This window comes from Chryseobacterium gallinarum (assembly GCF_001021975.1).
Classification (GTDB): Bacteria; Bacteroidota; Bacteroidia; order Flavobacteriales; family Weeksellaceae; genus Chryseobacterium; species Chryseobacterium gallinarum.
The window spans coordinates 1,644,978-1,660,949 of record NZ_CP009928.1 but is presented as its reverse complement, the minus strand read 5'-3'; the positions used below and the strand labels follow the sequence as shown (position 1 = coordinate 1,660,949).

Below are 15,972 nucleotides of genomic sequence, written 5' to 3'. Positions count from 1 at the left end.
CAAGCAGGATTTATATTTGATCTTTATTCTTTAATTAAAAAGGCAAATCATCATCGTCATCTCCGGCAAACGGATTCTCATTAGACACTGGAGATGCAGATTGCTGAGGGGTAGCCTGAGTAGGTTCTGATGCATTGTCAAAAACTTTTTCTACTCTCCATCCTGTAATAGAGTTGAAATATTTAGTTTCACCTTGTGGGGAAACCCATTCTCTTCCTCTGATGTTGATTCCTACCTTTACGTTTTCTCCTTCTTTCAGGTTATCTAATAAACTGATTTTATCAGATAAGAATTCTATGTTTATCGGCTGTGGATACTGTTCCTGGGTCAAAATAACCATTTCTCTTTTTTGAAACCCGCTCGCAAATGTTTGAGCATCAAAAAGTTTCTTTACCGTTCCTTGTAATTCCATATCATAAATATTAACGATGTAAAAGTAAGAAAATGAATTGTAATAAACGATGCCGTGAAAAAAAAATCTGGAAATTTTAATTTTTTTCCTTGAAAAGTTTGGAGGTAACGGAATTTGTCCTATATTTGCACTCACAAAAACGAAGCAAGCTCTTTAAAACTTACAAAATAAAAAACCAGCGGATGTGGTGTAATTGGTAGCCACGCCAGACTTAGGATCTGGTGCCGTGAGGCGTGGGGGTTCGAGTCCCTTCATCCGCACTATGCGAAAATAGCTCAGCTGGTAGAGCACAACCTTGCCAAGGTTGGGGTCGCGGGTTCGAATCCCGTTTTTCGCTCCACACCATGCCCTGGTGGTGGAACTGGTAGACACGCAGGACTTAAAATCCTGTGCCTCTTTTGGCGTGCGGGTTCAAGTCCCGCCTGGGGTACAAAGCCCTCTGTATTGTCGTACGGAGGGTTTTTTGTTTTATAGAGACTGTTCTTTAAATAGAATTTCTTATCTTTGTAAGAAATTAATCTGAATCTGTGAAAGCAGATTATAACCAGCGGATGTGGTGTAATTGGTAGCCACGCCAGACTTAGGATCTGGTGCCGTGAGGCGTGGGGGTTCGAGTCCCTTCATCCGCACTATGCGAAATAGCTCAAAGGTTTAAACTTAGGTTTGAATCTTTTTTTTTCGCCCACAGCCATGCCCTGGTGGTGGAACTGGTAGACACGCAGGACTTAAAATCCTGTACCTCTTTTGGTGTGCGGGTTCAAGTCCCGCCTGGGGTACAAGTCCCTCCGTAATTTGTTTATGGAGGGATTTTTATTTAGCTCCGGGAGGAGACAGGATCAGTACAAAGTGGTGAAATTTTGCGTTTTATAATTGGATGTACTAAATCTATCACATCTTCTAGGTCGCAATTATGCTCAGCTCCAACTTTTAAGACTTGTTCGTTTTTGTCTTTCTTTCAAGGTTTTCTAATCTTTCAAAAATTGTTGTGAAAATATTCTTTTCTGCCATGGAAACATAGCCTGCAATTTTATAAGTTTCACAATTTTTAGCGTTAGTTGCTTGATTTTCAGTTATCTGTTTTAGATTTCCGTCTACATAGATCAGAAGGTTATGAATCGGTTCCTTTGCAGGATCAGTCTTATTCAAAAATAAAATATCACCATATTGATAGTGTGGAAGCAGTTGCTTTTCCGGAGTGAATTCATATACCAGATCTACACTTGCTAATATTTTTTGCAAAATGGTGGCGTTCGGAGAATCTTCTTCTTTTGCAGTCTTTGTTTTCTTTGTGTTTTGTATTGCTATTTCCGGGAATAACATGAGTTGATCAATATCGGAAACACTTGCTAATTGGTTTACCTGCAGTGTTTCTGTCAATAATTTGTCAAGATCAAGGTTGAAATGACTGGCTACCTTCAATATGGTTTCGATTTTGGGCTCGGCTCTTCCTTCTTCATAAGAGCTTATGACTCCCCTGTTTAAATCGAATAAATCAGCAAAAGCCTTCTGACTCAATCCTTTAACCTGTCTTATTTTCTTAATATTAGTCCCAAAAAAGCTCATCTTGTCTAATCCTTTTTGCAAATATAGAGAATCTTAAATAAACAAATGCTAAAAATATTTGCAATTTGAAAATTTTATTTTATATTTGTGTGAAAGAATTATAGAATAACTAAACCAGCCATCATGAAAAATCAAATATTCAGAACAGTCAAAGAGTGGTTGTTAGATTATGAGTTTAACATCACGTTGGAAGATGAAGCTCAGAGAATCTTAATCATTGAAAAAGAATCCAACGGAATAAAAAACATGATTCTCATTATATCAGATTCCATTCTGATTATGGAACAGTTTCTTTTTGAAATAAAAAATCCCTCCGAAAAAACATTTTTAAGGCTGCTGCAGAAAAACAGGGATATCGTTCATGGGGCATTTGTCCTGGACAGTACAGGGAAACGCGTGATTTTCAGAGATACCCTGCCAACCGATAATATGGCACAGAATGAAGTAATGGCTTCTATCAATTCATTAGGGATTCTGGTAGGAGAATTTACCAATGAGATGCTTGAAATGAGTAAGTAATTTACAAAAGATATTGACAATGAACATTTTTAAAAGACTATTAACAATAGGAAAAGCAGAGATTCATTCTGTGATCGACAGCTTTGAGGACCCTATTAATTTAACAGAACAGGGAATCCGTGAAATGAAAGAAGAATTGGCAAAAAGCGTAGAGGCGCTGGCCCGGCTTAAAGCGCTGGATATCCGTAAAAAGAATGAGGCAGAAGCAGAAAACCAGACCGCCAATGATTATTACAATAAAGCTGTAGTTATCATACAGAAAGCAGAAAAGGGAGAAGTGGAAACTACTGAAGCGGACCGGCTGGCTAAGGAAGCTTTGAAAAAGCAGACCATAGCACAGGAAAATGCACAACATCTGCAAAAAGAACATGAAAAACTCTTTGCAGAATGTGAAAAAATGCAGGGAAATATCAATCACCTGAAATCAAGCATTGCCAAATGGGAAAATGAGCTGAAAACACTGAAAGCAAGAGTGCAGGTGAGTGAAGCAACCAAAGATATCAATCAGAAAATGACCCAGATGGACACCGGAAGTACAGTAAGTATGCTGGAAAAACTGAAGGAAAGGGTAGTGCAGCAGGAAGCATTGGCGGAAGCCTATTCCGATATTTCGGCATCCGGAAAAACCATTGATGAAGAAATAGATGCTATCGTAAAAAACAATGATACAGAAGCTGAAAAAGCTTTGAACAGATTAAAAGAAACACTTAAAAAAGGCTAATTTATGACCTTTCAGGAATTTTTAAATGGCGCATTTTCTCCGGTGAATACCGTACTGAGTGTACTGCTGGTACTGTCGGTAATCTATTGGATTTTTACCATATTGACAGGGCTGGATATTGATGTGGGGATTCATTCCGATCTGGATCCCGGTGCGGATGCCCCGGATGGCCATTTCCAGGTTCCGGATCACGACCCGTCTGCCTGGATGCATTTCCTGAAGTTTCTGAACCTGGATATCGTTCCGGTTACCTATTTTATGACACTTTCACTTCTGATTACCTGGCTGGGATCCTTTTATCTCAATTATTTTGTGCCAATGCCGGTATGGATGGGAGTCCTGGCAATATTTCCATTGCTGGTTGCAGGAATATTGCTTACCAGACTTATTCTGAAACCTCTGAACCCGTTTTTCAGGGAAATTAACCATAAAGGAGAAAGGGCCCACGATTTTCTGGGAAGGGAAGGTCGTTTGAAATCCGGTATCCAGGACGAGAAAATAGGAATGATGGAAGTCTTTATCGGAAGCGATCCTATGACCCTGATGGTAAAAAGTAAAGATGGGATAAAGTTGGAGCACGGTACCAGAGTTATGATTGTAGATGAGGAACCTGAAAAAAGAATTTACTATGTACAAAAGTCTATGTGGTCCTAAAACCGAATACCATGCTTTATATTTTCCTCATTATACTCAATTATATTTTGGATTTTCTTTACCAGTATTTTTAATATAAAAACACATTTACATACAATAAACTTATAAACTATGAACTTACCTTTAATTGCCGGGATTATTGTTGCCGTAGTGGCGTCAGTCGGGCTTATCTTCTGGATTTTATCCATGTATAAAAAAACCGTGCAGGGAATTGTTATTTTAAGAACCGGCTACGGAGGAACCAAGGTGTTCTTTAATGCAGGTATTGTAATCCCCATCATTCACCGTATGGAATCTATGGATATCTCTGTAAAGAAACTGGAGATATCAAGAGAAGGAAGAGCAGGTTTGATCTGCAAAGATAATATGAGGGCAGATATCCAGGTGGCTTTTTTTATCCGTGTCAACAAATCTCTGGATGATATCATTAATGTGGCCCAAACCATTGGATGCCAGAGAGCTTCTGATGCCCAAACCCTGAGAGAACTCTTTGAAGCCAAATTTTCTGAAGCTCTTAAAACCGTAGGAAAGAAGTTTGATTTCACAGAGCTGTACGAAGCCAGAAGCGAATTCCGTCAGGAAATCCTTGATATCATCGGAACCGACCTTAACGGGTATGTACTGGATGACTGTGCAATAGACTATCTGGAACAGACTTCTATTGATAAACTGGATAAAGATAACATCCTTGATTCTGAAGGGATTAAAAAAATAACCGAGCTTACCGCTACCCAGAATATTAAAGCTAATCAGGTACGCCGTGATGAAGAGAAAACCATTACCAAGCAGAATGTAGAAGCACGTGAAGCGATTCTTGAGCTTGAGAAACAATTGGCGGAAAAAGAAGAATCTCAGAAAAGGGAGGTGGCCAATATAAAAGCCAGAGAAAATGCTGAAATATTAAAAGTAGAAGAAGAGGAACGCCTGAGGTATGAGACCGTAAGGATTGCTACAGAAGAAAAATTGCAGATCGCTGAAGAAAATAAACTTCGCCAGGTGGTTATTGCAGCCAAAAATAAAGAACGTGCAGATCTGGTAGAAACAGAAAGGGTGTTAAAAGACAAAGCTCTCGAAGCTACTGAAAGAGAAAGAATTGTTTCTCTGGCCCAGATTGAAAAAGATAAGGCAATAGAACTTGAGAAAAAAAGCATTCAGGATGCAATCCGTGAGCGTCTTACCATGGAGAAGACGGTGGTAGAAGAGCAGCAGGGGATTAAAGACCTTGAGGCATTTAAAACAGCTGAAAGAAACAAGCAGGTTGAAATTACCCTGGCCACACAGGAAGCGGAGAAAAAACTTATTGAAGAGACCAGGGCGGCAGAAGCCAGAAAGCTGGCGGCGGAAAAAGATGCCCAGAAATATGTTATCGAAGCACAGGCGAAAAGAGATGCCGCAGAAAAAGAGGCAGAAGCCAGAAAAATCATTGCTGACGCTAAAGCAAAAGAAGAGGCAACAGTGGGATTATCTGAAGCCCAGGTGATGCATGCGAAGGCAGATGCTGCAGAAAGACAAGGTATTGTGGAGGCTGTAGTTATTGAGAAAAAGGCAGATGCTGTGAAGAAAGAAGGAATTGCACAGGCAGAAGTGATCAAAGAAAAGGCATTGGCAGAAGCTGCAGGAATCACTGAAAAAGCTGAAGCCATGAAGAAACTGAATGAAGCCGGAAAAGACCACGAAGAATTCCGTCTGAAGCTGAATAAAGAAAAAGAAGTGGAGTTAGCTGAAATTGCCATCCAGAAAGATATTGCAGGTGCACAGTCATTGGTATTGGCCGAAGCCTTCAAATCAGCAAAAATTGATATTGTAGGTGGAGATAATACTTTTTTTGACAATGTGATCCGGCAGGTTTCTGCAGGAAAGGGACTGGATAAGTTCATAAGCCACAGCGAAAACGCACAGATTGTAAAAGAAAGCCTATTGGGAGACGGTGAAAACATTATTGGAAAAGTAATGGGAATGGTAGATAAATACAAAATTTCTTCAGAAGACATCAAAAATATGAGTATTGCGTCCCTGATATTTAAATTGAACAATGTTGCCAATCCGCAGGAAAAAGGAATCCTGGAAAGAGCACTTGATATGGCAAAACACTTGGGAGTGGAACATAAACCGGTGAACAATAACCATGTTTAATACAAGAGTGTTTTAGATGCTATAACAGATGCTAAGACTCAAACCTTATAGGTTTCAAAACCCTATAAGGTTTAGATTAAAAAATTTTCAAAAGTGCCACAAGTTATATAAGACTTGCTGTCCTAAAGCAGGAATGGCAACCTAAATAAAAACTATGTCAGAACAACTTAATTCCGGGACTTACGAAATTATTCAGAACCGTCTGAATGAGCAGAAAAATAACCTTATTCAGAGGTTGCAGCAGCTTAATGAGAACCGTAAAAATATTTTTGGTGGAATTGACTTTTCCCTTATTGCCAATGAAAGGATCTCGACGGATCATAACTGCATTGCAAAAGATATTTATTCTTTGGGAGACCTTTTAATATTCGGATCCAATGCCCATCTGGGATTGCAGACTGAAATCAATATTTCAGATGTCTTTTCCATCTATAGAATCAACAAAAACAGATTTGAACCTCAGGATTATGCCCTGATCAATGATGAAATTTTTATTGATGAATTTAAAAACCTCTATAAATATTACAGAAATACTTTTTTTGCCAGGTTTACTTTTACGGAAAACTATCTCTATATGGTTTTCCAGCTTTCAGAAAGCACTACAGATATCAAAGCTTTCAAGTGGCTGATCAAAGAAAACCGGCTTATCTATGTAGACTCCAGAAGCGCTTCAGAAACTTCATATCCACAGCAGCATGGCTTTGTGTGGACAAAGGCGACAAGGGATATGCAGCGATCCGGAAAGCATCCCCACATCTCTCTGGCAGATAAGGTATTTGTGGAAAGTATTGGTGGAGACATTACCATTAAAGTAGAAGACAATACGGATACAGGAAAAGGAATTTATTCCGAAGATGTAATTCATAAAGACCAGAACCTTGACGATGCCGAGATCCATTTCTGCGATCTGGGTAATCTTGTTTTGTTTAAAATAAAACCCTACCAGGAAACAGAGCGCCATTTCATCTATAATCATAAAGAAAAAACGGTTTCCAGGGCCGATGCCCTGAAATATTCAGGAATATTATTGCCTGAAAATCAGGGTATATTATTTTCAAATGGATATGCTTTGCAAACCGGTGGCCTGAAAATAATTTCTCAGGAACAAAACAGGCTGTATTATCTGAAAACGGTTACGGAACCCAATGGAGAGAACTTTTTGTATGTGTTTTACGATGATAAAACCAATAATTATCAGCTGATTTCTTATAACATTATCACGCAGACCATAGAAACACCGATCCGTTGCAGCGGCTTTACCTTTCTGAGTGACGGAAAGCTGATTTATCTGAGAGAAAGTCTTGAAACCACCAAGCACCACCTGGCTCAGATCTGGCAAACACCTTTTTCCAAAGAGCTTATTCCGAATATGGAAAAGGCGGACAGCCTGCTGTATAAAATCGGCAATAAGGATATTGTAAGGGTAATGGCAGAAAGCCAGGAGCTGATCACGCTTTTAAATAAAAAAGATTCCTACAGCGGATTATATGATGATATTGTAAAACTTTCCACCTTTATCCTGGATACTTACTATTTCCTGGGTGAAGCTGAAGTTCAGAAACTGGATCAGCCGTTGAAAGAAATCCGCGCTATCGCTCATTCTGCCATTAACGAATATGAAAAAGTGGTAGAACAGAGAAAAAACACAGAAGAAGCTTTAGGAAAGATCAGGCATTCTTGTGAGAAGATCCTGGAAGATACCAAAAGGCTTCAGTATTCTGAACTGACGGAGTATATCGATGCGCTTTCACAGATTCGGGCTTTAAGAGGAGAAGTTGCAGGAGGAAAGGCCCTTAAATATGCAGATACTGATTTACTGGAATCTCTGGAGAACTCCCTTGCAGACCGGTACACTGCACTTTCCAATGCCTGTGTGGAATTTTTGCTGCAGGAAGATGCGTTATTGCCGTACGAAGATAGGGCACAGCAGATATCAGAGGACATCATCGGATTACAAAAAACAGTTGATGCAAAAGTCATTGAAGAAAATATCAATACCCTTTCCGGTCAGTTGGAGCTGCTCGTCGATATTGTTAACAACCTTAAAATTGAAGACACTTCCCAATCTACCCTGATCATTGAAAATATATCCCTGATTTTTGCAAGGTTGAATCAGGAAAGGCTGGAACTAAGTAAAAGAAAAAGAGAAATTTCAGGAAAAGAACTCGCTTCCGATTTCCAGGCCCAGATTACTCTGTTTGACCAGTCGGTCATTAACTTTTTAGAACTTTCCCAAACCCCTGAGAAATGTGATGAATACCTGACTAAACTTTCCATTCAATTGGAAGAAATGGAAACAAAATTTATCGATTTTGAAGACTTTATCCAAAAAATAGGAAACAAAAGAGAGGAAGTTTACGGGCATTTTCAGAATAAAAGAGTACAGCTGACGGAATCCAGAAATAAAAGAACCCAGAATCTTTTTGACGCCGCTCAGAGAATTTTGAAATCGGTACAGACCAAAGCAGAATCTTTTGATTCTGAAAATGAGATCAACGGGTATTTTGCTTCTGATCTTATGGTAGAAAAAGTAAGGGGGCTTGCAAGACAACTGGCGGAACTAGAAGACTCTGCCAAATCTGAAGAGATTCAGACGCTCCTGAAAACTTTGCAGCAGGAAGCGGTAAGAAAACTGAAGGATAAAAAAGAAATCTATGCAGACGGTGAAAGTGTTATTGCATTGGGCAATTACAGGTTTGCCGTTAATCAGCAGAAGCTGGACCTTACCCTGGTGCTGAGAAATGCACAATATTATTATCACCTTACAGGAACAGGTTTTTATGAGCCTTTGAGTTTCAGTTCTACAGATGAGTTCAAAGAAGTGTGGAACCAGGAGTTTGTTTCAGAAAATTCTAAGGTAAAGCGTTTTGAATATCTTGCCTGGAATGTATTTTCTGCTCATAAAAACATTATGACAGAACAGGAAAACGAATCTGCAGTGCAACAATTTGTATCAGAGCATTTCGGGGAAGGCCTGGTCAAAGGAATCCACGATCATGACGCCAGGATTATTGTTGCAAAGCTTCAGCAGTTGCACAATGAGCTGGGACTGATGAGGTTTACTGCACAGGAACGGGCTCTTGCACAACTTTTCTGGTTCTTTTTAAATGATGAAAAAAAAGAATATTATACCAGACAGTTTGAAGCCGCGGCTATTATTTCTGATGCGTTTATCGCCAAACAGGGTTTTGAATTCTTAAACAAGGAGCTGGCGGAAGAAATGAGAACTTTTGTGTCGGTTAACGCTATTTTCGAAGAGACAGATTGTATCAATGCTGCCGTGTATCTGAAGCAGGAGAATAAAGAAGGATTTCTGGTTACAGAAAAAGCCGGAATTTTATATGAATCATTCTTAAAAGAGCTTAAAGCAAAGGGTAAAGATCTGGAATTTATGTCTCAGATTCAGGCGATGTATCAATATCCTTCCGCATGCTATTATATTGCTGAAAGTGCATTACGGGCTTTTCACCCGGAAATGGATACTGGTGCTTTACAGGAAGCGGCAGCATTTATCATTACCGGCAGATTTGATCCGAAAAATATCAAACATATTTCCCATGAAATGACCATCAGAGGGTTAAAGTCCCTTGAAAAAGATACCGGATATTTTCTTGATTATTTTGAATTTGTTGCCCGTTTAAGCCACTTCAATACTGTAACGGTTACAAAATACAGGCAACTTCAGGAACTTAAATACACCTGGGTTGAAGAGAAGAAAAAAGTGCTGAAGCTTGAAACTTTCCAGCCAAAGGTTCTGAGTTCATTTATAAGGAATAAACTGATCAATGACGTTTACTTTCCATTAATCGGGGCCAACCTCGCCAAACAGCTCGGAACTGTGGGTACCGATAAACGGACAGACCGCATGGGAATGCTTCTTTTAGTATCTCCTCCGGGATATGGAAAAACTACTTTGATGGAATATATGGCAGAACGCATGGGATTGGTTTTCATGAAGATCAATGGCCCGTCTCTGGGGAATAATATCGTTTCAACAGATCCCGCTGAAGCTAAAAACGCAGGAGCGAAGCAGGAACTTGAAAAACTTAACCTTGCGCTGGAAATGGGGGATAATGTGATGCTTTACCTGGATGATATCCAGCATTGTAATCCTGAGTTTTTACAGAAATTTATTTCACTTGCAGACGGGCAAAGGAAAATAGAAGGAATCTACAATGGAGAAAGCAAAACATATGACTTACGTTCCAAAAGATTCTGCTTAGTAATGGCAGGAAATCCCTATACGGAAAGCGGAGAGAAGTTTAAAATTCCGGATATGCTCGCCAACCGTTCAGACACCTACAATCTGGGAGAAATCTCAGGATCAAAAACAGATCTTTTTGACCTGAGCCTTATTGAAAATGCACTGATGTCTAACGAATATCTTACCCGGCTGACACAACCGGGAATGGAAAATCTGTATGAATTATATGACAGTGTGATAACAGATAATCCTGCTGATAACCTTAAAGGAAATTTCAGCTCCCAGGAGATTTCAGATTTCAGAGCGGTACTGAAAAATACCATCATGGTAAGAAATATGGTTCTGAAAGTGAATAAAGAATATATCTCATCTGCTGCAATGTCTGATGATTACAGAAATGAACCACCATTCAAGCTTCAGGGATCTTATCGTAATATGAATAAGCTGATTGCCCGGATTCAACCGATTCTAAAAGCAGATGAGGTAACCAGAATCGTGCTGGATCATTATCAGAATGAATCCCAGACGCTCACTACAGGGGCAGAAGCTAATATGCTTAAGCTGAAAGAGCTCATCAATACCCTTTCGGAAGAAGAAACACAACGTTGGAATGAGATTAAAAAAACTTTTATTAAAAATAAAACATTAAAAGGACTGGGAGAGAATGATAGGATGGCACAGATTGTTGCTCTTCTTGCCCAGTTCGGGGAGGGCTTGGAAGGAATTAAAGAAGCTCTGAAAAAAGCGGAATCATAATCAGGTCTTTTACAATAAAATTCACAGGCAGTTTCATAATAGGAGCTGCCTGTTATATTTTTCTTGCTGAAATACACAAAGATGAAGAGTAAATTCAATATCTGGCAAGGAATAATCTGTACCCATAATAATACTAACTTCTGTATCTGTGTCTTAATGAAAAGACTCCATAATTTTGTTTAGCTAAAGAAGGAAAATATGGAAACGATTGCCCAACATCAGGAACAGCTTAACTATGCTGAAGTTTATATTTCAGATATGTTGGAGCTTAAAAATATATTTCTGCAGGTACAGAATATTTCCAGAGTAAATCAGGATTTTGGAGTTCCTTTTCTTTTGGCTAAAAAGAAAGATGAGGTTGTATCTCTGGCCAGTCTTGTCCTTAATGAAAATGGGGGGATTTATTTTAAGATATACAATAAAAAAGAATTGACAGAAAGAGAGAAGTGGAATTTTGCACTTCATGCTGAACGTTATTTTAAAGCAAATAATACTCCCAATTTCCGGGACCCGGAGCAATTAAAGAACAGTATCAGCAGCTTGGTAAGCTGGCTGGATTTTTAGTGCACCGGATAAATTGTACATTTACTTAAAACTGCCGATCTATGCCTAAAGATGTTCTGTATCTTAAAATTGCTAATTCTGTTACTGAACAGATCAAAAGTGAAACACTACAGTTCGGTGACAAACTGCCCTCATTAAGGAGCGCCCAAAAGCTATATAACGTGAGCCTGAATACCATAAAACAGGCCTATACAGAGCTTGAGAGCCGCTCGCTGGTGGAATCACGTCCTAAATACGGATACTATGTAAGCCAGACCTCCCAGCGGAAACTGGCATTACCTTCTGTAGCCAAAATGAAAATTTCAGAGGGAAATAACAGTCCTGAAGATCTTATTGACAAAGTATTCGGAACTATTTCGGGAACAGATGTGACCCAATTTGCTCTGGGAATACCGGGAAAAAGTCTTCTCCCTGTGGCCAAGATGAAGAAGTGCATGATTAATGTAATGAAAAAGAAACATGACAGCGGAACCAATTATGAGCCTGTACAGGGAAGTGAACGTCTGCGTCGTGAAATTGCCAAATGGGCCATGGTGATGGAGGGAAAAATTACAGAGGATGATCTGGTGATTACTTCAGGGGCCATGAACGGAGTTTATAACTGTTTGATGGCAGTAACAAAACCCGGAGATTCAGTAGCTGTGGAAAGCCCGGTGTATTTTGGAATACTTCAGGCCATTCAGCTATTAGGATTAAAAGCAGTGGAAATCCCCACCCATCCTATTTCAGGAGTAGACCTGGATGCTTTGAAAAAAGTGCTGCCAAAACTTTCAGCGTGCTGTTTTGTAGTGAATTATAATAATCCGTTAGGTTTCCAGATGCCGGACGAAAACAAAAAAGAACTGGTAAGGCTTATCACAGAATATAATGTTCCCCTGATTGAAGATGATGTCTATGGAAACATTTATTTCGGGGCAGGAAGACCGAAACCCTGCAAATATTATGATGAAGCGGGAATCGTAATGTGGATTGGATCGGTTTCCAAAACCCTTGCACCGGGATACAGGATAGGCTGGGTAGCCCCGGGGAAATTTAAAGAAAAGATTATTCGTCAGAAACTGGTACAGACAGTTTCCGGCCCATCTTTATTTTCAGATGTGATTGCTGATTTTCTGGAACACGGAGGTTATGATCATCACCTGAGAATGTTCCGGAAAAAATTGTATGCCAATTATCTGCAGATTCAAAAATCAGTAAACCACTACTTTCCGGATACTACCAAAATCTCCGAACCTAGAGGAGGCTTTATGCTATGGCTGGAGCTGGATAAAAAAATTTGCACGGAAGACCTGTATGATGAAGCCTTTAGCCAGAAAATAAACTTTGCTCCAGGAAGAATGTTTTCACAATATAACCAGTATCAGAACTGTATGCGACTGAACTATGCACTGGAATGGACAGACCGCGTTGAAAGTGACCTGGAGAAATTAGGTAAAATGATAAAAAACAGAATGTAAACCTTATAGCAATGAATGACATCAATAATGAAGTAAAGGTTATTCCTTACGAACCTCAGTATAAAGAAGCCTTCAAAGCCTTAAATGAAGAATGGATCAAAACATTTTTTGTCATGGAGCCCGGTGATTATAAACTGCTGGATCATCCTGAAGAAGAAATTCTAAATAAAGGAGGGCATATTGCTTTTGCTATGCTTAACGGGTGCGTGGTAGGCACATGTGCGTTAGTGAAAACAGAAGATCAGCCTCTTACCTTTGAACTGTCAAAAATGGCCGTAAGCCCTAAAGCTCAGGGAAAAAAGCTGGGATATTTACTTGGATCCGCATTAATAGAAAAAGCTAAAGAACTAAAGGCCGAAAAGGTCTTTCTGGTAACCAATTCTATTCTTGTTCCTGCTATCAGATTATATGAGAAACTAGGATTTAAGCATATTCCTGTTGTCAATGCTGGCTATGACCGTGTGGATGTTCAGATGGAATTGGATTTAAGAACACTCCATTGAAAACTATTGTGAATCAGGGTTGCTAAACGCAAAAGGTAAATTTATTTAAATAAGCTTTAACTGCAAGCCTGCGATTTGCCTTTGGATCCTCAGTATGTCATTCTTCTTCGGTTCTCTTCCCGGGAATTTTCCTATTTTTGTGAAACTCCTTATTTCATTCCATGAAAAAAATTATTCTTATTGAAGACGAAACAAGTGTTGTATCTTTTATTAAAAAGGGGCTTCAGGAAAGTGGATACGAAGTTTCTGTAGCCTTTGACGGGCGTATGGGAGTTCAGCTGGTACAGGCTAATGATTTCGATCTGGTGATTCTGGATATTATGCTGCCGGAAATGAATGGGCTGGATGTGTGCAAAGAAATCAGGAAGACCAATCAGAGTGTCCCTATTTTATTTTTAACCGCTTTGGGCTCTTCAGAAAATATAGTTCTCGGACTGGAAAGCGGAGGAGATGATTATCTGGTGAAGCCATTTAAATTTATTGAATTGGTAGCCCGTGTAAAATCATTATTGAGGAGAAGTAATGGCGGCAGTGCACAGGAGACTATAGGACAGGAGGCTGATACTGAACATATCTTTCAGTTCTCTGATCTCACAGTGAATGATTATACTAAAAAAGTTACACGTGCCGGTGAGGAAATTACCCTTACATCTACAGAGTATAAATTACTTTTATATTTTCTTAATAATCCTGAAAAAGTAATTTCCAGGGCAGAAATCCTGGATGCGGTTTGGGGAGTCAACTATGAGCTGGGAACGAATGTAGTAGATGTATATGTGAATTATTTAAGGAAAAAACTGGATAACCATGAGGACAATAAATTAATTCATACAGTAATAGGAATGGGATATGTTCTGAAAAAAGGATAACGATGTTTAATAAAGTGATCACAAATCAAACCAAAACGATGGTGCTTTTAATGTTGGTTTTTACTGCCATTATACTGTTGTTCAGTGGATTGGTTTACTTTTCGATCGTTAATTTTTCTCATCAGAGATTTTATGAGTTGCTGAAAATCCGGACAGCAACTATTGTTCAGATCGAAAAAAGCAAGGATCATCTCGATCTTCCTGAAAATTATATCCTCAATAACAGGAACGATGAAGAACTTCCCATGGAAAAAGATTATGTTTTTGCCGTTCCTGCAGATTCTAATTTTAAAAAAATATCCCAATCTGTTCATATTCCCGATTATTTTTTCGAAAGTATCATCAGAAATGGTGAGGCCAATTATAACGATAAAGAGTTTTACTATATAGGTCAGTCATTTAAATATGATAATAAAGATTACATTGCTATCGCTTCAGCAAAGAACCATTATGTAATTTACTATCTGGGTTTTCTTAAAAGAACACTGGTTACCTGTATCATACTTTCTCTGTTTTTTAGTATGATATTCTCCTTTTACCTTTCTAAAACATTATTCAAGCCTATCCTAAAAATTACCGGAAAAGTAAAAGAGATCAGTTCCGAAAACCTCCATCTTCGGTTGGAGCCACAGCCGGATAATAAAGAACTGAACGAACTGATAGAAACGTTTAACGGAATGCTGAACCGTATCGAGACCTCCTTTGAAACACAAAACCATTTGATTGGAAATGTCTCACACGAATTAAGAACACCACTGACTTCCATTATGGGAGAAGCAGATGTGGCCCTCTCCATCAGCAGGACGGCTGAGGAATATAAGGAAACCCTGGAAATCATCCTTGATGAGGCAGAAAAACTCGACAAAAAAATCAAAGCCTTGCTGATGATCGCCCAAACCGGATTCGATGGAAAAGTTCAGAAAATGGATAAGGTGAGAATCGATCAGCTCCTTTGGGATGTTATTGAAACACTGAGAAGGATCGATTCGAGAAACAATATTTACCTGGATATCAGCATGCTTCCCGATAATCCTAAAAAGCTCAAGGTGTTGGGTAACGAGCAGTTACTGCACCTTGCCGTAGCTAATATCATCAGCAATGGCTGCAAATATTCGAATTTCCAACAGGTAAAAGTTTCTCTCGGGGCTACAGATACAGATGTCTATATTATTGTAAAAGATACCGGAATCGGGATTCCTGAAGAAGAAATGAATAAAATCTATGACCCGTTCTTCAGGGCTTCCAATACCAATAATTATGAAGGATACGGAATCGGGCTGCCTTTGGCAAGGAATATCGTAAGAATGCATCATGGAGAGCTGATTGTAAGTTCGTACGAGAATAAAGGAACTACGGTTCAGATGCGTTTCCCGAATTTTTATAAGAAGCAGGAGAATGCCTGAAGGAATACTGATAACGTAAAAAATAATATTACGGAATCGCTAGGGTTTCTTCTTACATTATCTCATTTGTTTATCAGCTTGCATTTACTTTACCTTCCGCGATTTTCCTCTTTCGCGATTTAGCTTTTACCGGCATTAACTTCCTTTAACAATTTCTAATCTCATTTTAATCTCTTTAATGACATTTTAATTCCGTTCCAAAGAGCTTCTAATA

12 protein-coding genes and 5 tRNA genes are annotated in these 15,972 nt (G+C 39.0%); 15 read left to right on the top strand and 2 right to left on the bottom strand.

The genetic code is table 11. The annotated features are described in order from the left end of the window. Positions 1-34: 34 nt before the first annotated feature. Entirely contained in the window at positions 35-412 is a 378-nt protein-coding gene (locus OK18_RS07435; protein WP_053329316.1) for a DUF3127 domain-containing protein, read from the bottom strand. Between the two features lie 178 nt (positions 413-590). On the opposite strand from OK18_RS07435, the gene OK18_RS07430 reads away from it, so the two are divergent. The 5 genes from OK18_RS07430 (at position 591) to OK18_RS07410 (ending at position 1,188) form a co-directional block, all read left to right on the top strand. Further along, positions 591-672: transfer RNA gene (locus OK18_RS07430), tRNA-Leu, on the top strand. A gap of 4 nt (positions 673-676) precedes the next feature. After that, positions 677-752, top strand: a tRNA-Gly gene (locus OK18_RS07425). 6 nt (positions 753-758) lie between these two features. Further along, positions 759-842: transfer RNA gene (locus OK18_RS07420), tRNA-Leu, on the top strand. Between the two features lie 117 nt (positions 843-959). Further along, positions 960-1,041: transfer RNA gene (locus OK18_RS07415), tRNA-Leu, on the top strand. A gap of 63 nt (positions 1,042-1,104) precedes the next feature. Then, positions 1,105-1,188 (top strand) — tRNA-Leu (locus OK18_RS07410). Positions 1,189-1,339: 151 nt separating this feature from the next. Here OK18_RS07410 and OK18_RS07405 read toward each other — a convergent pair. Then, the gene (locus OK18_RS07405) at positions 1,340-1,996 is read right to left on the bottom strand and encodes a helix-turn-helix domain-containing protein (protein ID WP_394331971.1); all 657 of its coding nucleotides are present in this window, start codon (positions 1,994-1,996) and stop codon (positions 1,340-1,342) included. A gap of 102 nt (positions 1,997-2,098) precedes the next feature. On the opposite strand from OK18_RS07405, the gene OK18_RS07400 reads away from it, so the two are divergent. The 10 genes from OK18_RS07400 to OK18_RS07355 all read left to right on the top strand — a co-directional run bounded on the left by OK18_RS07400 (position 2,099) and on the right by OK18_RS07355 (position 15,758). Beyond that, positions 2,099-2,494 carry a type III secretion system chaperone family protein gene (locus tag OK18_RS07400; RefSeq protein WP_050021785.1) on the top strand — a complete coding sequence of 132 codons (396 nt, stop codon included), beginning with the start codon at positions 2,099-2,101 and terminating at the stop codon, positions 2,492-2,494. A gap of 19 nt (positions 2,495-2,513) precedes the next feature. After that, a complete protein-coding gene (locus OK18_RS07395) occupies positions 2,514-3,215 on the top strand; it encodes a PspA/IM30 family protein (protein ID WP_053327595.1) in 702 nt (233 codons plus the stop codon). A 3-nt stretch (positions 3,216-3,218) separates the two neighbouring features. Beyond that, positions 3,219-3,869 (top strand): hypothetical protein, encoded by a 651-nt coding sequence (locus tag OK18_RS07390; protein ID WP_053327594.1) that lies wholly within the window; start codon positions 3,219-3,221, stop codon positions 3,867-3,869. A 111-nt stretch (positions 3,870-3,980) separates the two neighbouring features. Next, positions 3,981-6,002 (top strand): flotillin family protein, encoded by a 2,022-nt coding sequence (locus OK18_RS07385; protein ID WP_053327593.1) that lies wholly within the window; start codon positions 3,981-3,983, stop codon positions 6,000-6,002. A 154-nt stretch (positions 6,003-6,156) separates the two neighbouring features. Beyond that, positions 6,157-10,962: a DNA repair ATPase gene (locus OK18_RS07380; RefSeq protein WP_053327592.1), complete on the top strand. Its 4,806-nt coding sequence runs from the start codon at positions 6,157-6,159 to the stop codon at positions 10,960-10,962. A 198-nt stretch (positions 10,963-11,160) separates the two neighbouring features. Further along, complete coding sequence (locus OK18_RS07375; protein WP_050021789.1) at positions 11,161-11,526, top strand: hypothetical protein; 366 nt, start codon at positions 11,161-11,163, stop codon at positions 11,524-11,526. Positions 11,527-11,567: 41 nt separating this feature from the next. Then, complete coding sequence (locus OK18_RS07370) at positions 11,568-12,983, top strand: aminotransferase-like domain-containing protein (protein WP_053327591.1); 1,416 nt, start codon at positions 11,568-11,570, stop codon at positions 12,981-12,983. A gap of 11 nt (positions 12,984-12,994) precedes the next feature. Then, positions 12,995-13,486 (top strand): GNAT family N-acetyltransferase, encoded by a 492-nt coding sequence (locus OK18_RS07365; protein WP_053327590.1) that lies wholly within the window; start codon positions 12,995-12,997, stop codon positions 13,484-13,486. 161 nt (positions 13,487-13,647) lie between these two features. After that, on the top strand, positions 13,648-14,355 hold the full coding sequence (locus tag OK18_RS07360) for a response regulator transcription factor (RefSeq protein WP_053327589.1): 708 nt from the start codon (positions 13,648-13,650) through the stop codon (positions 14,353-14,355). Positions 14,356-14,357: 2 nt separating this feature from the next. Further along, on the top strand, positions 14,358-15,758 hold the full coding sequence (locus tag OK18_RS07355) for a sensor histidine kinase (protein WP_050021792.1): 1,401 nt from the start codon (positions 14,358-14,360) through the stop codon (positions 15,756-15,758). Positions 15,759-15,972: the final 214 nt, after the last annotated feature.